Below are 22278 nucleotides of genomic sequence, written 5' to 3' on the forward strand. Positions count from 1 at the left end.
GCCGCAGTGCTTCTTGAGGAGGGCGTCATTAAATATAACGATAATGACAAGCTTCTTGAGTTACTTGGTCAAGTCTATGTTGATCAGCAGCAGTACATGATGGCGGCCCTCGTTTACGAGTTCGCCTCAATGCAGTTTCCACGATTTTCAGCCAAAGCATCTGCTTTGTATTTGAAAGCGGAGAGTCCGGTGCGCGCTCTGCAATTAAATCGCCGAATCCTTGAGCAAGAAGAAAAGTTCCGTCAGCGCATTGGCATTGATATTCAGCTGGAAGACTATGAGTCGATGGTTGCTAAGACAGAACCATTAAAACGTTACGACTTATTGTCAGATGACAATATTTTATACGCCTTAGGTTTTGCGCATTTCAAAAATGGCAATTACCCCAGTGCCACTTCATACCTACAACAAATCAACGATAGTCAGCTGTTTACCAAAGCGACTTATTTATTTAAGCAAATAGAGATCTGTCAGAATGACCCGTATGCATGCCGTTAATCGCCTCATAGTGCGCGCGATTATTTGTCTATCGGCACTTATCGCTTTTACAACAACTCCAGCTTTTGCGTCGTCTTCGCAAAAGAATTTATATGTGTTCGTGTTCAAGGATGGCGTGGCGCAGTCTAATATTCGAGTGCAGGCTGGGGAGATTTCTGCCCTTACTAATAGCTATGGTGCAGCATCGTTTTCGTTGACGTCTGGTAATTATGAAGTTGGATATTATCAACCGCGCACAGAACAAGAAGAATCACTGTTCGCATTAACTGAAGTGGCGATTCAGGCAGATGTGTCTAGTCAGGTCTTTCTATCTCTGACAAAGGATGGAGCGAATGTAGACCTTGATTTACCCCTCTCAGAATACAGTCAAGATTTTGAGGTTCAACAGCTCAAAAAGCAGGAGGGGCCAAAAGGTGAACTATCGCTGACTGTGCTCGATTCTGTTTCTAATGAACCCGTGAAAGAAGCACGTTTATTCTTCCGTGGTTATGCCATCGATGCCTCCACGAATGAGCAAGGCGTAGCAAGGGTTGCACTTTCTCAAGGCGTTTACGATATCTCTGTTGTTCACCCAAATTATGTCATGCAAATTCGCAAAGATATTAGTGTGACGGCCAATCAAACAAGCTCTGAAAATATGAGTTTAGTGAAAGCCGATATCGTGCTGGATGAGTTTGTTGTGAGTGCACCTTTTGTCGAAGGCAGTCTGGCATCGAATATCGCCGCGTTGAAAGATGCCGATGTGGTATCGGATGCGATTTCTAGTGAGCAGTTTAAAAAGTCAGGTGATTCCGATGCTGCGGGTGCACTAAAGCGTGTTACAGGTATCACTGTTGTTGATGGCAAATTTGTGTACGTGCGTGGTTTGGGTGAGCGTTACAGTGCAGTGCTACTTAATGGTTTGGAGGTACCTTCTCCAGAACCAACAAAGCGTGTTGTTCCCCTAGATATCTTTCCTGCTGGTGTGATTCAAAGTATGGATATTCAAAAGACATACTCTAGCGATCTACCCGGTACCTTTGGCGGTGGCACCATTCAAATTAATACCAAAGACATTCCCAAAGAAGATAATTATATAGGCGGCAGTATTAGTATTTCAGTCAACGATTACACGGGAGATGAAGTTATTTATCAGCCGGATAATCGTACGGAGTTGCCACCTTTGCTAATCGAGAAGAGTAATGGCTTCCAAGAACTTGCGGATGAAGTGAGGGTGGGGAACACCATTTTAGTACCAGGACTAACACCTGCTGAACGTTTGGCACTTGATCGTGCGATGGTCAATTACCGTGACTACGGTTTAGAAAGTACTAAGTTAAAACCTGGTTCTAGTGTGGATCTCTCGGCAGGGCAAAGCTTTAAAACATCAGGCGGCATGCAATACGGATTTGCGGGCAATCTCTACTACAAAAGTAAGCAATCAAGCAGTGGAGAGGTGATCGAAGACGATTATCAGATCGTGAACGGTTCACAAGCAATTGATACTGCAAGTACGTCCGAAAGAACGACGTTGAATGAAAAGTTCGGCGGGCTGGTGAGCTTGGGTTTAGAACCGCAACAAGGACAAAAAATTAAGTACACCTTATTGGGTTTGGTTGAAGAGGAAGATCAAACAAAACTCAAAAAGTCTGATGATTTTGTAGAAGGTTCTTACTCAGAAAAAACACTTTTACGATATACCGAACAAGAGATGCTTTCTCATCAATTGAATGGCTCGCATGTACTAGATATTTGGAGCAAGCCTGAATATGCCATGGAGCTTGATTGGGGCTATTCGACGTCAACTGCAACGCGTCTTGAACCAGGCACATTTGAGTATGTGTATAAAGATGCCGCGAGCGGCTCAGGTTTGGTGATCGATAAAAATAAGATGTTCTATCAATACTCTGATCTAGAAGACACTGTCGACAACTATCGTCTTGATCTAGCTATTCCATTTTCTTTACTTGATCGCAGTACAGAGTTAGATCTTGGTTTTTATCAATTGAACAAGGAGCGTAGTCTGGATAACCGTCGCTTTAAATTTGGTTACCAACCTGTCGCTGAGGATTCGCGTGAGATTGATGAAATTTTGAGTCAAGCTAATGCAGACACTCCCTTGCTCAACATCACGAGTAACTATCGACAGGACGATGCTTACGAGGCAGAACAAGATTTAAGCGCTGTGTACGCGAATTGGTTAGTTAAAGTGTCAGACAAACTAAATGTGTTTTTCGGTGCTCGTCAGGAAGATTCTACTCAAGAGTTGGTTGTCGGCATTCAGCCAACGGCGCGTCAAACTTATACTCTTGAAACATCCGATGTACTGCCTTTTTTAGGCTTAACATACCGTTTGTCTGATGAGCATCAATTCCGATTTGGTATGAGTGAAACACTGTCTCGTCCTGACTTTAGGGAGTTCAGTCCAACGCGTTATAAAGATCCTCAGACAGATTACATCGTTAGAGGTAATCCTGATCTCAAATACACGACAATCAGTAATTTTGATTTCAAATATGAGTGGTTCCCTAGTTACAACGAAACCATTTCGTTAGGTGTTTTTTCGAAACAATTCACCAATCCGATTGAGACTGTTCGTTCTCGCCCCGATGAAGATATTGAAATCACTTATGCTAACGCCGAGGGCGCTGACAGTATTGGGCTGGAATTTGGCTTTAGAAAAAATTTAGACAAACTGTTCCCGAGTTTTGAAAACTATTTTGTCGAAGGTAATTACACACACATTGAGTCTGAAGTGAGTCTTAATGCCGCAGATGTAGCCTCAAATGGTTTAACTAGTACCTCTCGTCCGATGCAAGGGCAGTCACCTTATGTGGCGAACTTAAAGTTTGGTTACGACAATTTCTTTACCCGTCGAAGCGCCTTGTTTTTATACAACGTCTATGGTGAGCGCATCACTGCGCTTGGTATTAACGGTACGCCGGACGTTTATGAACAGCCATTTCATCGCCTAGATTTCGTTGTGAAGTGGGGCTTGAATGACACCTACGACGATCAAGAGAAACGTATTGGTTATGGTGTTTCGTTCAAACTCAAAAACTTGCTCGACAGTGAAGTAGAAAAAGTTCAGGGCGGTGAAATTGTTGAACGTCGCAAGCCAGGTCGAGAAATCGAACTGGGCTTCTCGATGAAGTATTAAGGAGCAAAAGCCATGATTCGTAAATTCCCTCTTAATATCGCTTTAGGCGTATCACTCCTATCTTTTTTGTTGGCTCAGAATCTCTTTGCTCAAGAGACCGATAATCCTGAAAAGGGGCAACTCCAAAGCGGCAAGGTGATTGGTCAGCACATCTTTGGCCTCGCGCACGATGTGTCAGGTGATCCATTACTGGTTGATGACAGTGCGCTGATATATCCAAACCCCTTAGCGACGTTTGAGGTGGATATAAAAGAGCAAGTGTTTCAGGTGTCGTTGTTTGATCACTTATTTGGAGGCGCATATTTGTCGAGACTTGATGATGGCCTTACAGTGAATACTCAAGCCATTGATTTTGGTGATGTGAATGGTGTGTCTTCTATTGGAGCCGCAACAAAAACCGAGTGGTCTTCGGTGCTATTTACTGAACATCAGTTGATTGATGCAAAATCATCGGATCACAAATCCCTGTATGTGGACTATTTCAAAGGGCAATCAGATCTTCATAAGCCATACAACTATGGTTGGCTTAATGAAATCGTTGTTCTAGATGAATATGGCACCAATAAGGCGATTAAAAACTTCGTGGCCGGTCGCTTATTTGCATCGCATTTATTAGCCATGTCAGGTGGGCAGGAATTCTATTTTTTTGATGCGCGGTATTCGGGCAATTTGTACTTATTCAAAGCGGATCAACCCCAGAGCTTCGCAAAAGGTACTCTCTATGTTGTTGACGATCGTGGCGTCTCGACTGAGCTCGGTCAGAGCAGCGCATTGAAAATGAAGTTTAAGCTCAAAAAAACAGAGTTTAGTGATGTGTTCGAAGTTGATGAACCTCTGAACAAACAGTGTTCGAAAGGGATGACATTTATTCGCACTGTGTACGGTGAAGAGTGTTTGTCTGTGCTGAAAAAGAATCGTAAATATGCAGGGCAGTTTGAGCCGATTCGTAGCAGTGCTTTACTTGGCATCAGTCCGTTTTTTAAGTCGACAAATGTTGATGACACGCAAGCGTTGGAATTGCGTTACGACAGTAACAAAACTGCCATACAACTTTATAAAAATGGGCAGCTAGAAAAACAAGTCATTATTGAGAGCGCAGGCTCCGAACAATCGTAGCGTTTAGATACTTAAGTAGGTTAATTAGATGAAGAACTTATTCATATTGTGTGTATTGTTTACTATCGCTGGTACAACGCACGCGCGAGATCAGGTGCGTGTCGTGGGTAGTTCAACAGTTTATCCTTTCGCAAGCTTTGTTGCTGAAGAGTTTGGCAGCGTTTCGCGATTTCCAACGCCGGTTGTCGAGTCGACCGGAACTGGTGGCGGTATGAAATTGTTCTGTTCAGGTAATGGTTTGGATACCCCAGATATTACCAACGCGAGTCGCCGTATAAAAATTAAAGAGCTTGAGCTGTGCCAACGTAATGGCGTTGATAACATTACTGAAGTGATGTTTGGTTATGACGGAATTGTCCTAGCGCAATCCAATACAAATGCTGAGATGGATATTACTAAGCGCGACTTGCTTCTTGCTGTAGCGAAGCTGGTTCCAAACGAGGACGGAAGTGATTTAATTGAGAACCCTTACACGCACTGGAATCAAATCAACCCTGCATTGCCTAAAAGAAAAATTAGCGTTTATGGTCCACCAATCAGTTCAGGAACACGAGATGCTTTTGAAGAGATCGTAATGCAGTACCAAACTGAGCAAATGAAGGTGTATAGAGACGCCGGCCGTAAAGGGTATCGCATTATGCGATCCGATGGCGTATATATTCCAAGTGGTGAGAACGACAATCTTATTGTGAAAAAACTGACGAAGGATACAGCTGCTTTGGGCATATTCGGTTACAGCTTTTTGACTGAAAATGAAGATGCGATTTCAGGAGTCAGTATTGATCAAATATCGCCATCTTCGGAGACCATTGCTGATAAATCTTACCCCATTGCACGTAGTTTATTTTTTTACATGAAGAACGATCATTTAGAAAATGTTCCGGCAATGCAGGAATATATCGATATGTTCTTGAATGAAGACATAATTGGTGAGGATGGTTTATTGATGGAGATTGGATTGATTCCAATGTCAGAATTATTACTTGAGGCGAATAAAGCCGCAGCAGAGTCTGCGAAGCCCTTATCGTTAGAGCTCTTGCAAGCGAGCTCTCATTAGATTTTCAGAAATCTTTCGTATTGCCTAGCCCAGCATTCGCTGGGCTTTTTTTATTTCAAAAATGTTTCAAACGTGTGGCTATCTTTCATTAAATTGAAGCAAATGTGTCACTAACTTGTCATTTTGCGTTTCTATTCTTTTTCTTGATTCTAAACAACAATGAATTGGGAAAAATCATGAAAAAAATACCAATGATCAAATCGGCAGTAAGTGCTTCAGTACTCGTATCTGCTTTAGGCCTAACTGCATGTGGCGGTGGTGGCGGTGGCGGTAGCAGTGCTGGCTCTACTGGCCCAGCAGTTGGTACCGATGCGTATGTATCTGCAAATCTTGAACTGAAAGGTGACTTCTCAGAAGACGTAACATTAATTGCGGGTCAAACATACCGAATTGATGGCGAAGTAAACTTCCTAGACGGCACGACGCTCACTATTCCTGCTGGCACTACTTTGTATGGTGCAACGGGAGCATCTTATTTAGCGATTAATCGTGGTGCGACGATTAACGCAGAAGGAACTGCAGATAACCCTATCATCTTTACTTCAGCGCAGGATGTTGCAGGCACTGCGAGCCAGAACGATCAAGGCCAATGGGGTGGTTTAACCATTCTTGGCTCATCTGAAAATAACAAAGGTGAGCGTACATACGAAGCAGGGACTCAAAAATATGGCCCAATCAATGGCGTTGCGAATCCTAGCGACAATAGCGGCGTGTTGAAGTATGTCGTTATCAAATACTCAGGTTTTGAAGTTGAAAAAGACAAGGAGCTCAATGGCCTTTCTCTAGCATCAGTGGGTTCTGGTACGACCATTGAGAATATTGCCATCATCGGTTCAGCAGATGACGGTATCGAGTTGTGGGGCGGCACAGTCGATGTGAATGGTTTGTATATTTACAACGCAGGCGACGACTCTATCGATACTGACCAAGGTTACATCGGTACAATCGAAAACGTTTATGTTCAGCAGGTTGTTGTTGATGATGAAACAGATTCACGTGGTATTGAAGCAGATAGTTTCGATACGGCAGAGGTAGGTACGCCACAAGCGAAACCAAACCTTAAGAACGCAACGCTCGACACAATCGGCCGCGCAGTTCGCCTACGTGAAGGCACGGGTTACGTTTTCGATAACGTCCAGATTAACGTCAAATCTAGTTCAGCTGATCCGGCTGATGTTGATTACTTGAAAGACATCGCTGCAATCCGTATTAGCGATAACACCATTACAGGCGACCAAATTGAAGTTGCTGCTGGTGGTCTTGGTATCAAAAATGATGCGGTTGAATTGGTGATCAATAAGACTGACACAGGCTCAATTGGTGCAGATGGTGTCATCACTTCAGGTCTAGGTATTTACCGCGACACAGATACCCTGAACACTTTCCGCGCATTGAGCAATGTGAAAGAAGTGGTTGGTGTGTCTGGCGATATGGTCGATGAGAATTACTTAGATTCGTCAGATGTTGCGTTTGCCACAGAAGTAGACGCTGACAATACTGTTGCAGGCGTAGACCTAAGCATCTTCGAATGGGCACTTGAAGTTGTAAATGACAAGCCTGTTGTGGTTCTTTCTGGAGACATTACAACAGATCGTACGCTAACTAGTGGCAACCTTTATGCGATTACCGGTGAAGTGAACGTGACTAATGGCGCGGAACTGACCATTGAGGCAGGTACAACTTTGTTCGGTGCAACAGGTAACTCTTACTTGGCGATCAACCGTGGCGCAACCATCAATGCTGCGGGTACAGAAGCGAATCCAATTATCTTCACTTCGGCGCAAGATATTGCTGGTTTGAACAGCGGTGACGAGCAAGGCCAATGGGGTGGTTTGACGATTCTTGGTCAATCAACCAACAACAAAGGCGAGCGTACTTACGAAGCCGGCACACAGAAGTATGGTCCTGATGGCGGCGTAACAATTGCGGCAGACGATAGTGGTACATTGACTTATGTTGCTATCAAGTACTCAGGTTACGAAGTAGAAAAAGACAAAGAGTTGAACGGTCTTTCTCTAGCATCTGTTGGTTCTGGTACAACGATTAACAACATCGCGATTATCGGTTCAGCAGATGATGGTATCGAACTTTGGGGCGGTACGGTGAGTGTTGACGGTTTGTACATCTACAACGCTGGTGATGACTCAATCGATACTGACCAAGGTTATATCGGTACGCTTTCAAACGTGTATGCAGAGCAGAAAATTGTGGACGACGAAGTTGGTTCACGTGTGATCGAAGCGGATAGCTTTGATACGTCTGCGACGGGTACTCCACGCGCTAAACCAACGCTTACTAACGCAGTGTTGAAATCTGTAGGGCGAGCAGTGCGTTTGCGCGAAGGTACAGATTACGTATTCGATGGTGTTCAAATCACTGTTGAAAGCTCTTCTGACACAAGCGTTGAAGCTATTCGTGTAAGTGATACTGGTTTGCCTACAGGTGCTTCAGTAACTGCGAATGGTCTAGCTGTTAAGAATAAAGCGAATTCAACTGCAATTTTCTCAACAGGTTCAGCTGCGCAGTTTACCGGCACTGCAGTGCTTCAGGATGACGACACTACATTGTCTATCACTGAGTACGACGCTTCTTGGGCTAACTAATACCGACTAGTCCAGGATGGGCAAAGTGGGAATCTCCCTCCTACTTTGCTTCTCCCAGGGAGCCCGTACCTCGTGCGGGCTCTTTTTTGTTTGAGCAATGCTCTATTTAAAACCGATTCAAGTAACAGTAATAAGTGAGTAGACAGGTGTTTGAGATCCAGTCTCAAAATAAGAATCGCGCGCGCAAAGAAGCCGCCGTAAATGCTTTATTGGCAAGCGCCTCTGCCATCGCCATTGTGACCACAATTGGCATATTATTTTCCATCCTATTACAGGCGATAGAATTTTTTCAGTTAGAAAGTCTTTGGTATTTTTTAACAGGTTTGGAGTGGCATATGAGCCATTCCGATAGCACCTTTGGTGCAGTGCCAATTTTTGCAGGCACATTTATGATTACGGGAATTGCTTTAGCAGTCGCGATCCCTGTGGGCTTAGGTAATGCGATTTTTTTAAGCGAGTACGCATCACCGTCTTTACGTAAGTCATTAAAGCCTATTCTAGAAGTTCTAGCAGGCATTCCTACGGTTGTTTACGGATTTTTTGCGGCGCTCACTGTAGCCCCAGCGATTGTTTCATTGAGTGATGCTTTAGGCATTGAGGCAGCGTATAACAGCGCTTTAGCGAGCGGTGTAATCATGGGTGTGATGATCGTTCCAATCATTTCATCTTTGTGTGATGACGTTCTGTGCGCTGTTCCGGCTAGTCAGCGCAATGCGGCCTATGGTTTAGGCATGAATCAGGCAGAAATGATTCGCGATATTGTTGTGCCGTCAGCTATGCCGGGCATTATTTCTGCGTGTTTACTTGGTTTCGCTAAAGCCGTGGGTGAAACCATGATTGTTGTCATGGCTGCAGGCTTGAGGCCAAACCTATCTTGGAATCCTTTAGAGGATATGACCACGGTCACAGTGCGTATTGTCGATGCGCTTGTGGGTGACCATGCATTCGATTCTCCCCAAACACTTTCTGCATTTGCCTTAGGTTTAGTTTTGTTCGTGATTACCTTACTTCTGAATATGATTTCGGTACGGCAGATTCGTAAGTTCAAAGCCAAATACAAGATTAATCGTTTATGAGTATAAGCATGAAGCAAGCGTCATATGTGGCGCATGAACAAGCTGAATCAGCCAAAGAGCACTGTTTTCATGACAAGCGCTTAGCCAAACGCGCACGAAAAGCTCAGTTGTTTAAAGCGCTTATGGTGGGTTGCATTGCCTTTACCATGTCGTTTTTGGCGTTCTTTTTATTTGATATTGGGCGCACGGCGCTGCCAGCTGCCAAACAAACATACGTGTTAGTGGATATTACATACTCTGAACACGCAGCTAAATCTTATCGTAAAGCGATTGATAAGACCTATCGCACGATTGTGAGCCGAGCGTGGTTGCGCACCATTCCCGAACAAATAAAACAAAATCCGAGTTTGTTGGGGAAAACTGAGCGGGTTTGGGTCTTGGCTGATGATCAAGTTGATCAGTACATCAAAGGCCACCATCACAACATCAAGAAAAAACATCTTACGACGATCGATGCTTTGCGTGAGCAAGGACGAGTTGAGCAGCGTTGGAACAGTATTTTCTTTAGCCGAGGGGACTCAAAGAGCCCGGAATATGCGGGTATTCAATCCGCAATTATCGGCTCGATATTGACCTTGGTAGTGACTATGGCCTTGGCTTTTCCTATTGGTGTGATGACGGCGATTTACTTGGAAGAATTTGCTTCTGACAACATGTTTACGCGCTTTGTTGAAGTGAACATCAATAACCTTGCCGCGATTCCATCTATTTTATTTGGCTTGCTCGGTTTATCGGTATTTATAAATCTTTTTGGCTTGCCTCGAAGCTCCCCATTAGTTGGCGGGATTACGCTCGCACTAATGACATTACCGATTATCATCGTGAGTTCTCGAGCAGCGTTACGCAGCGTGCCCGAATCGATTCGTCAGGCAGGTTTAGGGCTTGGTTTGACTAAACAAGAAGTCGTGAAAGACCACGTATTGCCCATTGCCCTGCCGGGTATATTAACCGGCAGTATCATTGGACTTGCGCAGGCCATGGGTGAAACTGCACCGTTGATCATTATTGGCATGATTGCCTTTATCCCCGATTCCCCGAGTTCAATTATGGAGGCTGCAACAGTGTTGCCAGCACAGATATTTACTTGGGCAGGTATGCCAGAGCGGGCATATGTTGAAAAAACGGCCGCCGGAATTGTCGTGATCTTATCGATCATCGTTCTATTGAATTCGTTAGCGATTTACTTGAGAAGAAAATATGAAGTTAAGTGGTAACTCTGATGCCTCGCGCACCAAGATCTCTGTGCAAGATTTGAATTTGCATTATGGGGATCATCACGCGCTGAAGAATATCAGCGTTGAGCTCAAAGAAAACAATATCACTGCCTTGATTGGCCCCTCAGGCTGCGGGAAATCCACATTTCTGCGGTGTTTAAATCGAATGAATGATTTGATTGATATCGTAAAAGTGGATGGTGTTGTCTCAGTGGATGGCAAAAACGTTTATGACAATGATGTGGACGAAGTCGCGGTTCGCAAACATATTGGAATGGTATTCCAGCAACCAAATCCATTTCCTAAATCCATCTACGATAATGTCGCTTATGCGCCCTTAAAACATCAGCAAGTTAAGAAAGGCGAAGACTGTGATCGTTTGGTTGAAAAGTCTCTCAGGTCTGCGGGTTTATGGGACGAGGTAAAAGACAAATTGCATTCTCCTGGTACAAGTCTGTCCGGAGGGCAACAACAACGTTTATGTATTGCGCGGGCCATTGCTGTTCAGCCTGATGTGATATTGATGGACGAGCCTACGTCGGCGCTTGATCCGATATCCACGCAACGCATTGAAGCGTTGATGCTCGATCTTAAAAAGTATTACACCATAGTGATTGTGACGCACAATATGCAGCAAGCAAAGAGGGTTGCTGATCAAACGGCACACTTCCATCTTGGTGAACTCATGATGTTTGGTCATACGCACGAGGTATTTGAGAGTCCAACCCATCCTACCACTGCCGATTATATCGCTGGTCGCTTTGGCTAGCGATTCAACGCACTTGATTGGCATACTTATAACTTGCATTCACTGCACCGCAGACTAGTGTTTCTGCTTTATAAATTCTGTTCGCATTTTTGTTCGTAATAGGGGAGATGATTCCCTACTGAAAGGGACTTAAGGTTGGTGCTTGAAATACCAACAACGAATTTTAAATGGAGTATATTGCTGCCTGATAAGTGCTGTTCAAAAAAATTGAATTAATAAATTGTGTTATTCAGTTTTACTGATTTTATTTTGCTGCCAATAATGAACCCATGCTCTGGTGAAATTCACCAAGGCACCAATTTATTGAAGGTTTCATAAGAGGACGATGATATGTCTAGTGGTAAATGCCCAGTAATGCACGGCGGAGCAACCCGCAAAGAAACAACTGAACCAAGCTGGTGGCCGAAGTCACTGAACTTGGACATTCTTCATCAACACGATTCTAAAACGAACCCTCTTGGAGAAGCCTTCGACTATAAGAGCGAAGTCGCCAAACTTGATTTCGCTGCCCTAAAACAAGATCTCATCAATTTAATGACCGATAGCCAAGATTGGTGGCCAGCAGATTGGGGACACTATGGCGGTTTGATGATTCGTTTGTCTTGGCACGCTGCTGGTACATACCGAGAGGCTGATGGCCGTGGCGGTGCGGGCTCAGGTGATCAACGATTCGCGCCGTTAAACTCATGGCCCGATAACGGAAACTTAGACAAAGCACGTCGTTTGCTTTGGCCGATCAAAAAGAAATACGGAAATAAATTGAGTTGGGCTGACTTACTCGCATATGCCGGTACGGTTGCTTATGAATCAATGGGCTTGAAAACCTTCGGATTTGGTTTTGGCCGCGAAGACATCTGGGAGCCACCAAAAGATATTTATTTGGGTAGTGAGAAAGAATGGTTAGCGCCTTCTGATAATCCAGATAGCCGTTACTCAGGTGATCGTGAACTCGCGAACCCATTAGCGGCAGTCATGATGGGTTTGATCTATGTAAATCCAGAAGGTGTCGATGGTAACCCTGATCCGCTTAAAACAGCGCGAGATGTGCGCGATACCTTCAAACGCATGGCGATGGATGACGAAGAGACAGTCGCGCTCACAGCTGGTGGCCACACCGTTGGTAAAGCACACGGTAACGGCGATGCAGGTGAGCTTGGCCCAGAACCAGAAGGTGCTGAAATCGAAAACCAAGGTTTTGGTTGGATGAATAAGACCAAAGCAGGAACAGGCCGCGATACGGTAACAAGTGGTGTTGAAGGTGCATGGACCACAAACCCAACGCAGTGGGATAACGGTTACTTTGACTTGCTATTGAACTACGAGTGGGAACTTAAGAAGAGCCCAGCTGGTGCATGGCAGTGGGAGCCGGTCGACTTGAAAGATGAGCATCGCCCTGCTGCGATTGATGATCAAGCTGATCCAACCCGTGTTGTGATGACCGATGCCGATATGGCTATGAAAGTAGACCCAGAGTACCGCAAAATCTCAGAGCGTTTTTACAATGACCCTGAGTATTTTTCAGAAGTATTTGCGCGTGCTTGGTTCAAGTTAACGCACCGCGATATGGGGCCTAAAAGGCGTTACATTGGTCCTGAAGTTCCTGTGGAAGATTTGATTTGGCAAGACCCAACACCTGCAGGAAATAGCGATTTTGATGTAGCTGCTGTGAAAGTAAAAATTGCTGAAAGTGGTTTGAGTGTGTCAGACCTAGTTACCACCGCATGGGATAGTGCACGTACATTCCGCGGCTCTGACTTCCGAGGTGGTGCAAATGGTGCGCGTATTCGTCTTGAACCAATGGCTAGTTGGGCGGGTAACGAGCCAGAGCGCTTGCAACGTGTTCTTTCAGTGCTTGAACCAATAGCGCAGGCTGCCAATGCGAGTGTTGCTGACGTGATCGTACTTGCTGGTGGTGTGGGGGTTGAGCAAGCTGCAAAAGCCGCTGGTCAAAACATCGAAGTGCCATTTACAGCAGGACGTGGTGATGCAAGTGCAGAGCAAACTGACGCGGAGTCTTTCTCAGTGCTTGAGCCAATTCACGACGGTTTCAGAAACTGGTTGAAAGAAGACTATGCAGCGACTTCTGAAGAACTGTTGCTAGACCGCACTCACTTGATGGGCCTAACAGCACCAGAAATGACTGTGTTACTTGGTGGACTTCGTGTACTTGGTACCAACTACGGCGGTTCAAAGCATGGCGTGTTTACTGAACGAGAAGGCACTTTAACGAACGACTTCTTTGTCAACTTAACTGACATGCAGTATCAGTGGAAACCGACTGGCAAAAATTTGTACGACATTGTTGAGCGCGCGACAGGGAATACCAAGTTTACAGCAACACGTGTTGACTTAGTGTTTGGCTCGAACTCAGTGCTGCGTAGCTACGCAGAGGTTTACGCTCAAGACGATAATCAAGACAAATTTGTTCAGGATTTCGTTTCGGCATGGACCAAAGTGATGAATGCAGATCGTTTTGATCTAGCGTAAAGTCAGTCTGATCAACAATGAGTGAAAGAACGAAAAGCCTCAGTTTACTGAGGCTTTTTTGTGTTTGTTTTCATAGCTTACTTCGGTCTAGCTAAGCTCAATACATCTCCAAGCGACGCGTATTCATTCGCACCCAATCTCGCTAATGGGTTTAGATTTTTCGCATCAATTTTTAGTCGGCCCTTATCATCTTCACCGACGTAGTTGTCATCAACGAAGGCTTGTTCTATCTCTAAGAGAATCAGCGCTTGTGGTGTTTCTCCCCATTCAATGACTTTCGCGACCTTGCAACCAAAGGCAATAGGGCTTTCTTTGATGCGGGGGAGAGGAAATCCCTCAAATGATTCTAGAGATAGATTCAAACGCTCTAGTTCGGAATCGCCATAATCGAGTGTTGCGGCTGAATCAGAGACCTCTTGCATCTGCGTGACCTGTGGAATATGCACCACACAGTGTTCTCCTTCACCAAGATTGGCACGCGTATCTTTACTCTCGCCACTTGGCTTCTTGCCGATTGAAACAACTAAGGTAGGCGGCGCACTGGTTAATGCGTTGAAGAAAGAGAAAGGGGCGAGGTTATAGGTTTCGTCGCTATTTGAATTCTTGGTCAGCACCCACGCAATAGGGCGCGGCACGATCGTTTGGGTGAGAAGGTGGTATATCTCGCCAGAGCTGTGTTCTGAAAGCTTGAGTTGCATACTGTTCCTTACTAAATGCTAGTCCCGTTAAAGTGACTCGGCTACTCGGGCAGCCGAGGAATTAGGGATCGGGTGGGAAATTTAGAGTGCTCAGGTGAACTTTTACAAAGAAGCGGTCGTTAGCTTAACGCTGAGATATTACTGACATCAGTACTAGAATCCATCCCATTACCAGACCAATATATAGACTTTGGAGAATCAAAGTAAGCTTATAAGCTTGGAATTGGAGCTCCTTTCCTTCTTTCGCCTTTAGCCCAACCTCCGTATCGTATTGCACTAGAATCGTGACGTGTTTCTTAAGGAAATCTCGCGCAATTCTAACCAATAACATGAATGCGAGTGAAGCATATACAGGCGTCATCAAATCGCTGAAACTGCGCGTCTTATCTAAGTCGAGACCAAAACCTAAAGACGCTGCTACAGAGGCTCCGATTAGCTGACATATGATGGGCATTACGTTAAATGAAGCCAATACATTCATCCTTAAATTAGTCTGCTTTTCATTCATTACTGGCTTGCGCCAATTGATCTTAGCTTCCAAAGTGCGCATCCAGTTTATCTAGAATCTCTAGCCCTTTCTTTGTTTTTCCTGTTGCGGCCATGGCGCTGAAGCGCACTTCTGTATCAAACTCAGCAAGTGCTTGAGTTGATAGCTCCTCGATTAGCTTGTTCATGCTAATTTTTCGGTGTTCAGCAAGCGCTTTTAGACGATTATGCTTGTCGTCTGGTAATCATATGGTCAATGTCGACATGCTATTTACCTCTAAGAAGTTGTTCTGGTTTAACAACATCAAAGCCTTTGAAAGTAAGTTCTGCCCCAGTTAGATCTTTGATGTTATTTATAACGATAAACTGTGCGTTGCTGGCTACCGCAAGTTCAATTAAAAAAATGTCGTTCTCATCTTTCAGATTGGGGCGCCATAAATAATGTATTGGTACCCAGTAGCATACGCTATAAAAGGCACTTAGCAGTTCTTTGATTTCCTCTGGTTGTAGAGGACAAAGCTCTGCAATCTGAGGGCGCTGATGTACGTCCTCATATTCTAAGAATAACGCGGTAATAATCATTGGGCTAAAAGAACCGGTCAAACAGTTTCTTAGAATCTGTCGGCTCGGTCCTGCTTCTCCGATTAGGGCGCTGATTACGACGCTTGTATCGACAACAATTTTAGTCATTTTTTAATGCTTCATATATGCTGTCATTCGACAAGTGAAGATTTGTCGCTGAATTGTATCGATCGAGGATATGATTAGTACAAATTATGCACAAAGCGGTTCAGCTTGTTCTGCTCCTACTTGTTTCTTTAAAAACGGAATCAACAAACTTTCAAATAGTTCCGGATCGTCGATCATAGGCCAGTGCCCACAGTTAGGCATGGTATGTATTTCGGCGTTGAAGAATTCCTTTTGTGCTTGCGCATGTTTGACTGGTACGTACTTATCTCCTTCACCCCAAAGCGTAAGTGCAGGAACATTTAGTTGCTTCAACTGACGTTCAAGCTTCTTTGTAAGTACGGCTAAATCTGTTGCCCTGTATAGCTTCAACATGCCGCGGCTTAGACCCCAATCTATGTCTTTCACCATGAGTTTGGTGAATTCCAAAGGTAGAGGTTTGGGATTATCTCTATTCAAAAAGAAGCGCAAAGACCAATGTGTAGATAGAAATTGGAAGATCTCGCCAATAATGGGTTTACGCCAAATTTGTGCGAAATCATGCCAGACATAATCAGGTGCTGGGCCGGTATTCACACAGGTGAGGCTTTTGACGAGTTCGGGGTGGTTACAGGCAAATTGTAAGCCCCAAGGGCCACCAAAATCGTGAAGAACAAGATGAACTTTCTTTATGCCAAGCTCGACGATGAGAGCGTGCAAATGCTCAGCATAACCGTCAACGGTATAGTTGAATTTTTTAGGACGTTCTGCACTTCCATAGCCTGGCATATCGGGCGCGACGACACGAGAGAACTCGCCAACCTGCGGTACAAAGCGTTGCCAGTCTTTAAAAGAGCCTGGATTGCCATGTAGGAATAAAACGGCTGCTTCGTGGTCACACTCATTAGGCGCACACGAAAGTACAGGTGTGCGAATGCCATTGATGAGCAAGTTATTAATGCTTGTATTGTTCACTATTAATCTCTTTAGCTATTTTTCTTGTGGTTAAGACCGTGAGCAAAATAATACTGAAAGCATCGAGAGAGAAAATATGGCAATTTGGAAATAGACAATCCTAGAAATGAAACGGTAGAGACGGTTTATTTTCTGTACTGAAACTTAATTTTATTGCTAAAGTCGAAAGCTACATTTGAGAAGTGTGATTTTGAGGGAATAAAATTATGGTGATGTTTTTTATTGCGTTGTTGTTGCTCGCTATGTTTATGAGCGTTCGTTTTTCAAGCGCCGCGATTAACAAATTCGGCGAGAGCAAAGAGGTAAGCCCTTATCGAATCAGTTACATCTCTAAAACAATTACCATCGCCATTGTTGCGTTTTATTTTATTCTTATAGCGAACGTATCGGGGCTTGAGTACTCTCAGATTTCATTCTTCCTGTCTTCTGTTTTCGCGGTCATTGGCGTTGCTCTGTTCGCGCAGTGGTCAATACTCAGCAACATCACAGCTAGCTTAATTATCTTTTTTGGTTTTCCATATCGCGTTGGGGATGAGATCCGAATTATGGATAAAGATGATCAAATATGGGGTGTGATCGAAGAGATCACTTTGTTTCATGTGTTGATGCGTAGAGGCGAAGAATTAATTACTTATCCGAATAATTTGATACTGCAAAAAGGGGTGATCAAAAATCCTGTTATCGAACAAGAGAGTGATGAGGAGTAAGACGCTAAGAAGGATGAAAAAGACACTGCCTAACTGAGTATTCTGCGTCTAATATTTTGAGAGTATTGCGTCTATTGTGCCGTCTTCTATCATGGATTGAATGGCTTTGTCGAGAGCATGTTTTACTTCTTTGGCATCGTGATGATTCAATGATCTTGGAATACCGATAAAGTTTGGATCGCGAGAAATGACCTACTCAGAAAATTCAAAATCGTCAGGACTAAGTCCGGCTTTTTCGCATTGTAATTCATCAGATAACGATCCCTAGAGAATATTGCCGCGTCCACTCTTCCTGATGCAAGCAGAAGAATACGTTGCTAGGTCCCTTCATCTTTTACAAATGTGAGCTGATTTTTTGTTGAGCAAACTTGCCTGAATAATTGCTGCCTCTGCTCATTGCGAGTGTTTTGCCTTTCGGATCATTGTAACTAGTAAAAGTGAAAGACTGATCTTTTCTAGATACTAGCAGCACATGATCCATTAAGATTGGGCCCGAGAATAGATAATGATTTTCGCGTTAGGGTGTCTTCGAAAACCCTGTTAATACGCCATCACCCTTTAAGGCCTCTTGTTGCGCTCGCTCCCAAGGTCTCACTTTTAAGTTAGGCTCATAGCTCGTTCGTCGAATTGCTTCGGCTGCGATTTCTAGGCTGTAACCGCTCGGCATTCCATTAGCATTGGCAAACTGTTTGGGTTCGTTGTCAGGCTTTACAAATAAAGTAAGAACCTGGTCAGACTGTACTTGAAGCGAGATCGAACAGAGTAAACAGAGCCAAATGAGTGGACGGAATTTATATCGAGTGAACATGCGTAGGTTTTAAAGTAATCGAACACCTACAAATTCTGGCAGACGAATTACACTGTCTTGTTTAATCAACTAGTTCTCTCTGCTTAATTTGATGTGAGTTTCGGCCAGTTCTTATCGGCGCGACTAACGTTTCCTGGGATGTCCTTTGCCCAGGTAAATTGCACTGACTGGTTGTAGTTTAGGTAGAGCTTGCCCTCGTGAATGCGCCAAGCTTCAGGATCAATCTTTGCCGTGTAACCTTGGCTAACAGCCCATGCGCAATAGCCACCATATTGTGGTGCGAACTGTTCAGGGTTATCAATGAACAGCTGTTTGTTTTCTGCATTTGCAAAGTACCAGGTTGCGCCATTCCACTCATACGTAAACTCACTTTCGCCTTTGACGGGCTTCGATTGGGAGAAATATGCGACTGGATCGTAGCCTTCAATCGCCTTGCCAAAGAAATCTGTATAAACCTGTTCCACGGCATTTGCAGGTGATATAAACAGAGTAAGAAGGGTGACGAAACTAAGGTAGCGTAATAGTGTTTGCATAGTTTAAGACCTTTTCGTTGTGCCCTGTAGACTAGTCGTTAGTGAAAAAGTTTCACGCAAGTTTAGCTACGACATAGAGGGCGAAATAGATCGAAGAAATAAAGCGAAATAAATTTGCACTTTTTGTACTTAAAGGGTCCTAGTTTTCGGTCGATAACGTACCATAGTAAATGTAATCAATACCTCAGTAGGGTGGAGACACGTGGTTTCTTTTCTCAATAACTTAACACCGAATGTACGCGCGGATAATGGTCTTGTTTCAGAGCGTCCGAGCGATACTGCAACGCTTTTCTCTCAGGGCTTGAAGCGTGGGATGGGTGTCGATGTAAAACCATCACCCGAAAATGACCCAGGGAACAAGGTTTTTGACGTTCAGAAGGTAGTGGATACTGTCTCAGGGTTTATCGAACAGCGTATTACTGAGCGTCGAAACGAAGGCGCGAGTCAGGCTGAATTAGAAGATCTAATAGCGCAGGCAAGAGAAGGCGTTGCAAAAGGTTTTCAGTTAGCGCGCGAAGACATTGCAAGTCTTGATCGTTTAGACCCAGAGCTGTCCTCAAATATCGACGCAGCGGAACGAGGGATCGGCACACGTATTGATCAAATTGAAGAAAGCTTAAAACCTGCCGATGAGGGCGTGCCGACCAGTTTGTCGAGCAATTCGTTTGCAGCATTAACGGATCGAAAAAGTTTTGAACGCTCGCAAGCGAGTTTTCAGTTTGAGTTGACTACTCAGGAAGGTGATCGTATTCAAATATCTGCACAGGAACTGTTCCAACGTCGAGAACAGTTCTCAGCAGTTCAATCTAATGGCGTATCGGCTAGTCGTTTTAGTAGCGATACGACGACCGCAAGCGCGTTTTCTATTCAAGTGAATGGTGATTTAAACGAGGATGAGCGGGCTGCACTGGATGATCTCTTACAGCAAGTCGCTGATTTAAGTGACTCGTTTTTTGAGGGCGATATCGCGAGCGCGTTTAATCAAGCATTGTCTTTGGAATTCGATAGTTCGCAGATCGCTCAATTTAGCGTTGATCTCCAGTCTTCTAGTGTTTCTGTTATTGAGCAAACCGATGTGCGGGCTGCTCAATTCAATACGCCTGTTCCCGATGAGTATCGCGCTCCGCAGCTTCCGCTCGGTATTCAAACTTTGCTCAGTGATTATGCTGAGCGCGTAGAAAAGCTTCTAAAAACCGCACAAGAGTTTAGTGAAAAAGTGGGGCTTGAGCAGACAGGCGAGTCTTTGCTTAAAGACTTACAACAACGTTTTGATACATCCGTAGGCCGAGATAACTCTCAGTCTGAGTTTTTTGATGCGCTTCTAGATAAGCTTTCTTAACACTCCATTTCAACACTTCATCTTAAAAATACGTCTTGATGAATGAACGCTCCAGTGCTGGTGTTACCGAGAGCGTTCCTTTTCTCCAGTTACACCGCGTTATAACTCAGCCATTTCGCTAATTGTTGATTCCAGCTCAGCATAATACGGGTTGTAGGTTAAGCGGGCATGTACTTTACCTTTTTCTGTATAGCCCCATGCTGAGTACCATACTTCGCGGCCATCGTTGCAGTGCTTAAGATCTCGCAAGCTCATACTATTCAAACACATGGTTCTCTCTGCTTGCTCGCCGTAGTAAAAGTTAGAGGGCGCAAATAGTGGGCTCATATGCGATCCAGTACTTATACGTTTGTCAGCAATACGCATCGATTCAAACAAGATACTTGGTTCGTCGAAACGGGACTCACCATACCAAATGGTTTGATTAGTTGGATGATTGAAATGCTGGCTAAACAATTCTTGTGTTTCTTCAGGGTCAATCACGCTATCTGCTTCACTCATAATTAATAGAGCAGGTACAGAAATGGTATTTTCTTCAAGCAGATCACGCACACGTTGCGCACTTTCGGAATAGGCGATCGCACCGTTAATCGGTGCCGAGGTATAGCGTGCTAAATTTTGCTCTTCGGTTTTGTAGCCATCCACAAACAGAGAGACAAAAGGCGCGAATTTCTCGAGTATTGGTGCACGTGATTGATAACCGGGTGAAACTAAAATCAGCCCATCTACATTGCCGCGTTCTATCGTGTTGATGGTAATAAGGTTGGCTCCGGTTGAAAAACCGCCTAGCCATACTTCATCGTATTCTCCCTTTAATAGCTCGGCGTAATGGTCAACGATCGTTTGCCAGTCTTCATAGCTAGGCAACATGAGATCCTCAGGCTTACTACCATGCCCAGGAAGCAAAAGTGACTGCACATAGAAACCTTGCTCAGCCATAGTGTTGCCTAAATCTGAAAAGCTATAGGGTGAGTCGCCAAGACCATGCACGAAGAGAATTGCTTTGTTTGAAGGTGCCGAGGGTCTTACTTCAAAGGGCATATTCATCGCTAGTTCTTTTGCATGATCCTCGGAAATATAGGCGCGGTGTTCACTTAACCAACGCTCACTTTCCTCAAGATAATCTGAAAAACTCGGTTGTAGATAATTGTAGTACTGAGCCGATTCATTCATCGGAATGTATGGTTTGTGTGCGAGAGCTGAACAGCCAGTCGTCATGCTTAAGATTGTGATGCTTGTGAGTACAGCAAGTAAGCGGTTTCGATTTCTCTTAAGGAGTGTTTTCAAAATGGCTCGTCATCGTTGTTAGGAACACATTTGAATATTGGGACTGAAGAGAACATTTAAAGAGGGTGGGCTGGAAAACAGTATGTCATTGAGATGCATACCGTGTTCTCATGAGAAGTTGAGCTAGTTGCTTATAACTGCAAAACTACAACGCACCAGCAAGATCACTTGGTTCTGCGCGTTTGGTGTAGTCGGCATTAGTTTCAGATACGAGCGACATGAGTGTTGTGCTCATCATGTCGTTTCTGTGTTCGCCAAAGCCTAAAACTTTTGCCCAGTCATGACCAATGATGATGCACATGATGGTATAGGCGATTTGCTCGGTATTGTTTACTTGCGCCTTTTCTAAATAAGTACGAATTTCAGCAAGAAGCTCGTGGTAAACCTCGGCCAAGCGATTTGTCGTTTTATTGGTGTGCTTTGTCTGACCGATTAATCGAAACATCACCTCATTCTGTAGGCTCACCTGATGAAATTCAGCAGAACACAAAAAGCTTAGAATGTCTTCGAGTGAAGGATCTTGGTCGCTCTGAGCACTCGTGGTGATAAATGCATTTAAGGCTTGGCGATAACGCTCAGTAATGCGCTGTAATAGAGCATCTAAGAGCTCATCTCCACCTGAAAAGTAATGATGGATAATCGGCTGATTAACACCAGCTTCTTCAGCGATTTTTCGCTGCGATGCGCCAGCAAACCCATCACGCAAAATAACGTTCTCAAATGCGTCGAGTATGTCTTGACGTTTCTCTTCGCTACGGTTTTTTCTACCCATTGCTTAACTGCTCTCTAGTCGTATGAATGCATCAGCGTGTGGCTAATA

Annotated in this window: 19 protein-coding genes; 11 read left to right on the top strand and 8 right to left on the bottom strand. The window is 44.3% G+C overall.

Annotated features, from left to right (window positions below; all coding sequences use genetic code 11):
- The 9 genes from A3762_RS27510 to katG all read left to right on the top strand — a co-directional run.
- On the top strand, window positions 1–498 hold a 498-nt coding region (locus tag A3762_RS27510; RefSeq protein ID WP_197469209.1), incomplete at its 5' end, for a hypothetical protein.
- 94 nt (window positions 499–592) lie between these two features.
- The gene (locus tag A3762_RS11175; protein WP_197469210.1) at window positions 593–3637 is read left to right on the top strand and encodes a TonB-dependent receptor domain-containing protein; all 3045 of its coding nucleotides are present in this window, start codon (window positions 593–595) and stop codon (window positions 3635–3637) included.
- A 12-nt stretch (window positions 3638–3649) separates the two neighbouring features.
- On the top strand, window positions 3650–4753 hold the full coding sequence (locus A3762_RS11180; RefSeq protein WP_068481029.1) for a hypothetical protein: 1104 nt from the start codon (window positions 3650–3652) through the stop codon (window positions 4751–4753).
- A gap of 28 nt (window positions 4754–4781) precedes the next feature.
- Window positions 4782–5810 carry a substrate-binding domain-containing protein gene (locus A3762_RS11185; protein ID WP_068755533.1) on the top strand — a complete coding sequence of 343 codons (1029 nt, stop codon included), beginning with the start codon at window positions 4782–4784 and terminating at the stop codon, window positions 5808–5810.
- Window positions 5811–5986: 176 nt separating this feature from the next.
- Window positions 5987–8413: a hypothetical protein gene (locus A3762_RS11190; RefSeq protein ID WP_156493407.1), complete on the top strand. Its 2427-nt coding sequence runs from the start codon at window positions 5987–5989 to the stop codon at window positions 8411–8413.
- Between the two features lie 236 nt (window positions 8414–8649).
- Entirely contained in the window at window positions 8650–9489 is an 840-nt protein-coding gene (gene pstC / locus A3762_RS11195) for a phosphate ABC transporter permease subunit PstC (RefSeq protein WP_231878794.1), read from the top strand.
- An 8-nt stretch (window positions 9490–9497) separates the two neighbouring features.
- Window positions 9498–10703: a phosphate ABC transporter permease PstA gene (pstA, locus tag A3762_RS11200; protein ID WP_082869088.1), complete on the top strand. Its 1206-nt coding sequence runs from the start codon at window positions 9498–9500 to the stop codon at window positions 10701–10703.
- Window positions 10687–11472, top strand: coding sequence for a phosphate ABC transporter ATP-binding protein PstB (gene pstB, locus A3762_RS11205; RefSeq protein ID WP_068481038.1), 786 nt, complete (start codon window positions 10687–10689; stop codon window positions 11470–11472). Before pstA ends, pstB begins: the two co-directional genes overlap by 17 nt.
- 330 nt (window positions 11473–11802) lie before the next feature.
- Entirely contained in the window at window positions 11803–13959 is a 2157-nt protein-coding gene (katG, locus tag A3762_RS11210; RefSeq protein WP_068755538.1) for a catalase/peroxidase HPI, read from the top strand.
- A 77-nt stretch (window positions 13960–14036) separates the two neighbouring features.
- Here katG and A3762_RS11215 read toward each other — a convergent pair whose 3' ends face one another.
- The 5 genes from A3762_RS11215 to A3762_RS11235 form a co-directional block, all read right to left on the bottom strand.
- Entirely contained in the window at window positions 14037–14657 is a 621-nt protein-coding gene (locus tag A3762_RS11215; RefSeq protein WP_068479319.1) for a flavin reductase family protein, read from the bottom strand.
- Window positions 14658–14781: 124 nt separating this feature from the next.
- Window positions 14782–15198, bottom strand: a complete 417-nt coding sequence (locus A3762_RS11220) for a hypothetical protein (protein ID WP_156493408.1) — start codon at window positions 15196–15198, stop codon at window positions 14782–14784.
- Window positions 15188–15331, bottom strand: coding sequence for a hypothetical protein (locus A3762_RS27515; protein WP_197469212.1), 144 nt, complete (start codon window positions 15329–15331; stop codon window positions 15188–15190). The genes A3762_RS11220 and A3762_RS27515 overlap by 11 nt, the downstream gene beginning before the upstream one ends.
- 79 nt (window positions 15332–15410) lie before the next feature.
- Window positions 15411–15833 carry a putative toxin-antitoxin system toxin component, PIN family gene (locus A3762_RS11230; protein ID WP_068481048.1) on the bottom strand — a complete coding sequence of 141 codons (423 nt, stop codon included), beginning with the start codon at window positions 15831–15833 and terminating at the stop codon, window positions 15411–15413.
- Between the two features lie 84 nt (window positions 15834–15917).
- Window positions 15918–16784 (bottom strand): alpha/beta fold hydrolase, encoded by an 867-nt coding sequence (locus A3762_RS11235; RefSeq protein WP_197469213.1) that lies wholly within the window; start codon window positions 16782–16784, stop codon window positions 15918–15920.
- A 206-nt stretch (window positions 16785–16990) separates the two neighbouring features.
- Between A3762_RS11235 and A3762_RS11240 the strand changes: the two genes are divergently transcribed.
- Window positions 16991–17491 carry a mechanosensitive ion channel domain-containing protein gene (locus A3762_RS11240; RefSeq protein ID WP_068500202.1) on the top strand — a complete coding sequence of 167 codons (501 nt, stop codon included), beginning with the start codon at window positions 16991–16993 and terminating at the stop codon, window positions 17489–17491.
- 891 nt (window positions 17492–18382) lie between these two features.
- Here the strand turns inward: A3762_RS11240 and A3762_RS11250 are convergent.
- Window positions 18383–18832, bottom strand: a complete 450-nt coding sequence (locus A3762_RS11250; protein ID WP_068755541.1) for a YHS domain-containing (seleno)protein — start codon at window positions 18830–18832, stop codon at window positions 18383–18385.
- Window positions 18833–19034: 202 nt separating this feature from the next.
- On the opposite strand from A3762_RS11250, the gene A3762_RS11255 reads away from it, so the two are divergent.
- Window positions 19035–20171, top strand: a complete 1137-nt coding sequence (locus A3762_RS11255; protein ID WP_068755548.1) for a DUF5610 domain-containing protein — start codon at window positions 19035–19037, stop codon at window positions 20169–20171.
- Window positions 20172–20270: 99 nt separating this feature from the next.
- Here the strand turns inward: A3762_RS11255 and A3762_RS11260 are convergent, their stop codons facing one another.
- Window positions 20271–21458 (bottom strand): carboxylesterase, encoded by a 1188-nt coding sequence (locus A3762_RS11260; protein ID WP_197469214.1) that lies wholly within the window; start codon window positions 21456–21458, stop codon window positions 20271–20273.
- 145 nt (window positions 21459–21603) lie between these two features.
- Window positions 21604–22230, bottom strand: a complete 627-nt coding sequence (locus A3762_RS11265; protein WP_068755551.1) for a TetR/AcrR family transcriptional regulator — start codon at window positions 22228–22230, stop codon at window positions 21604–21606.
- Between the last annotated feature and the right edge of the window lie 48 nt (window positions 22231–22278).

This window comes from Oleiphilus sp. HI0125 (assembly GCF_001635355.1).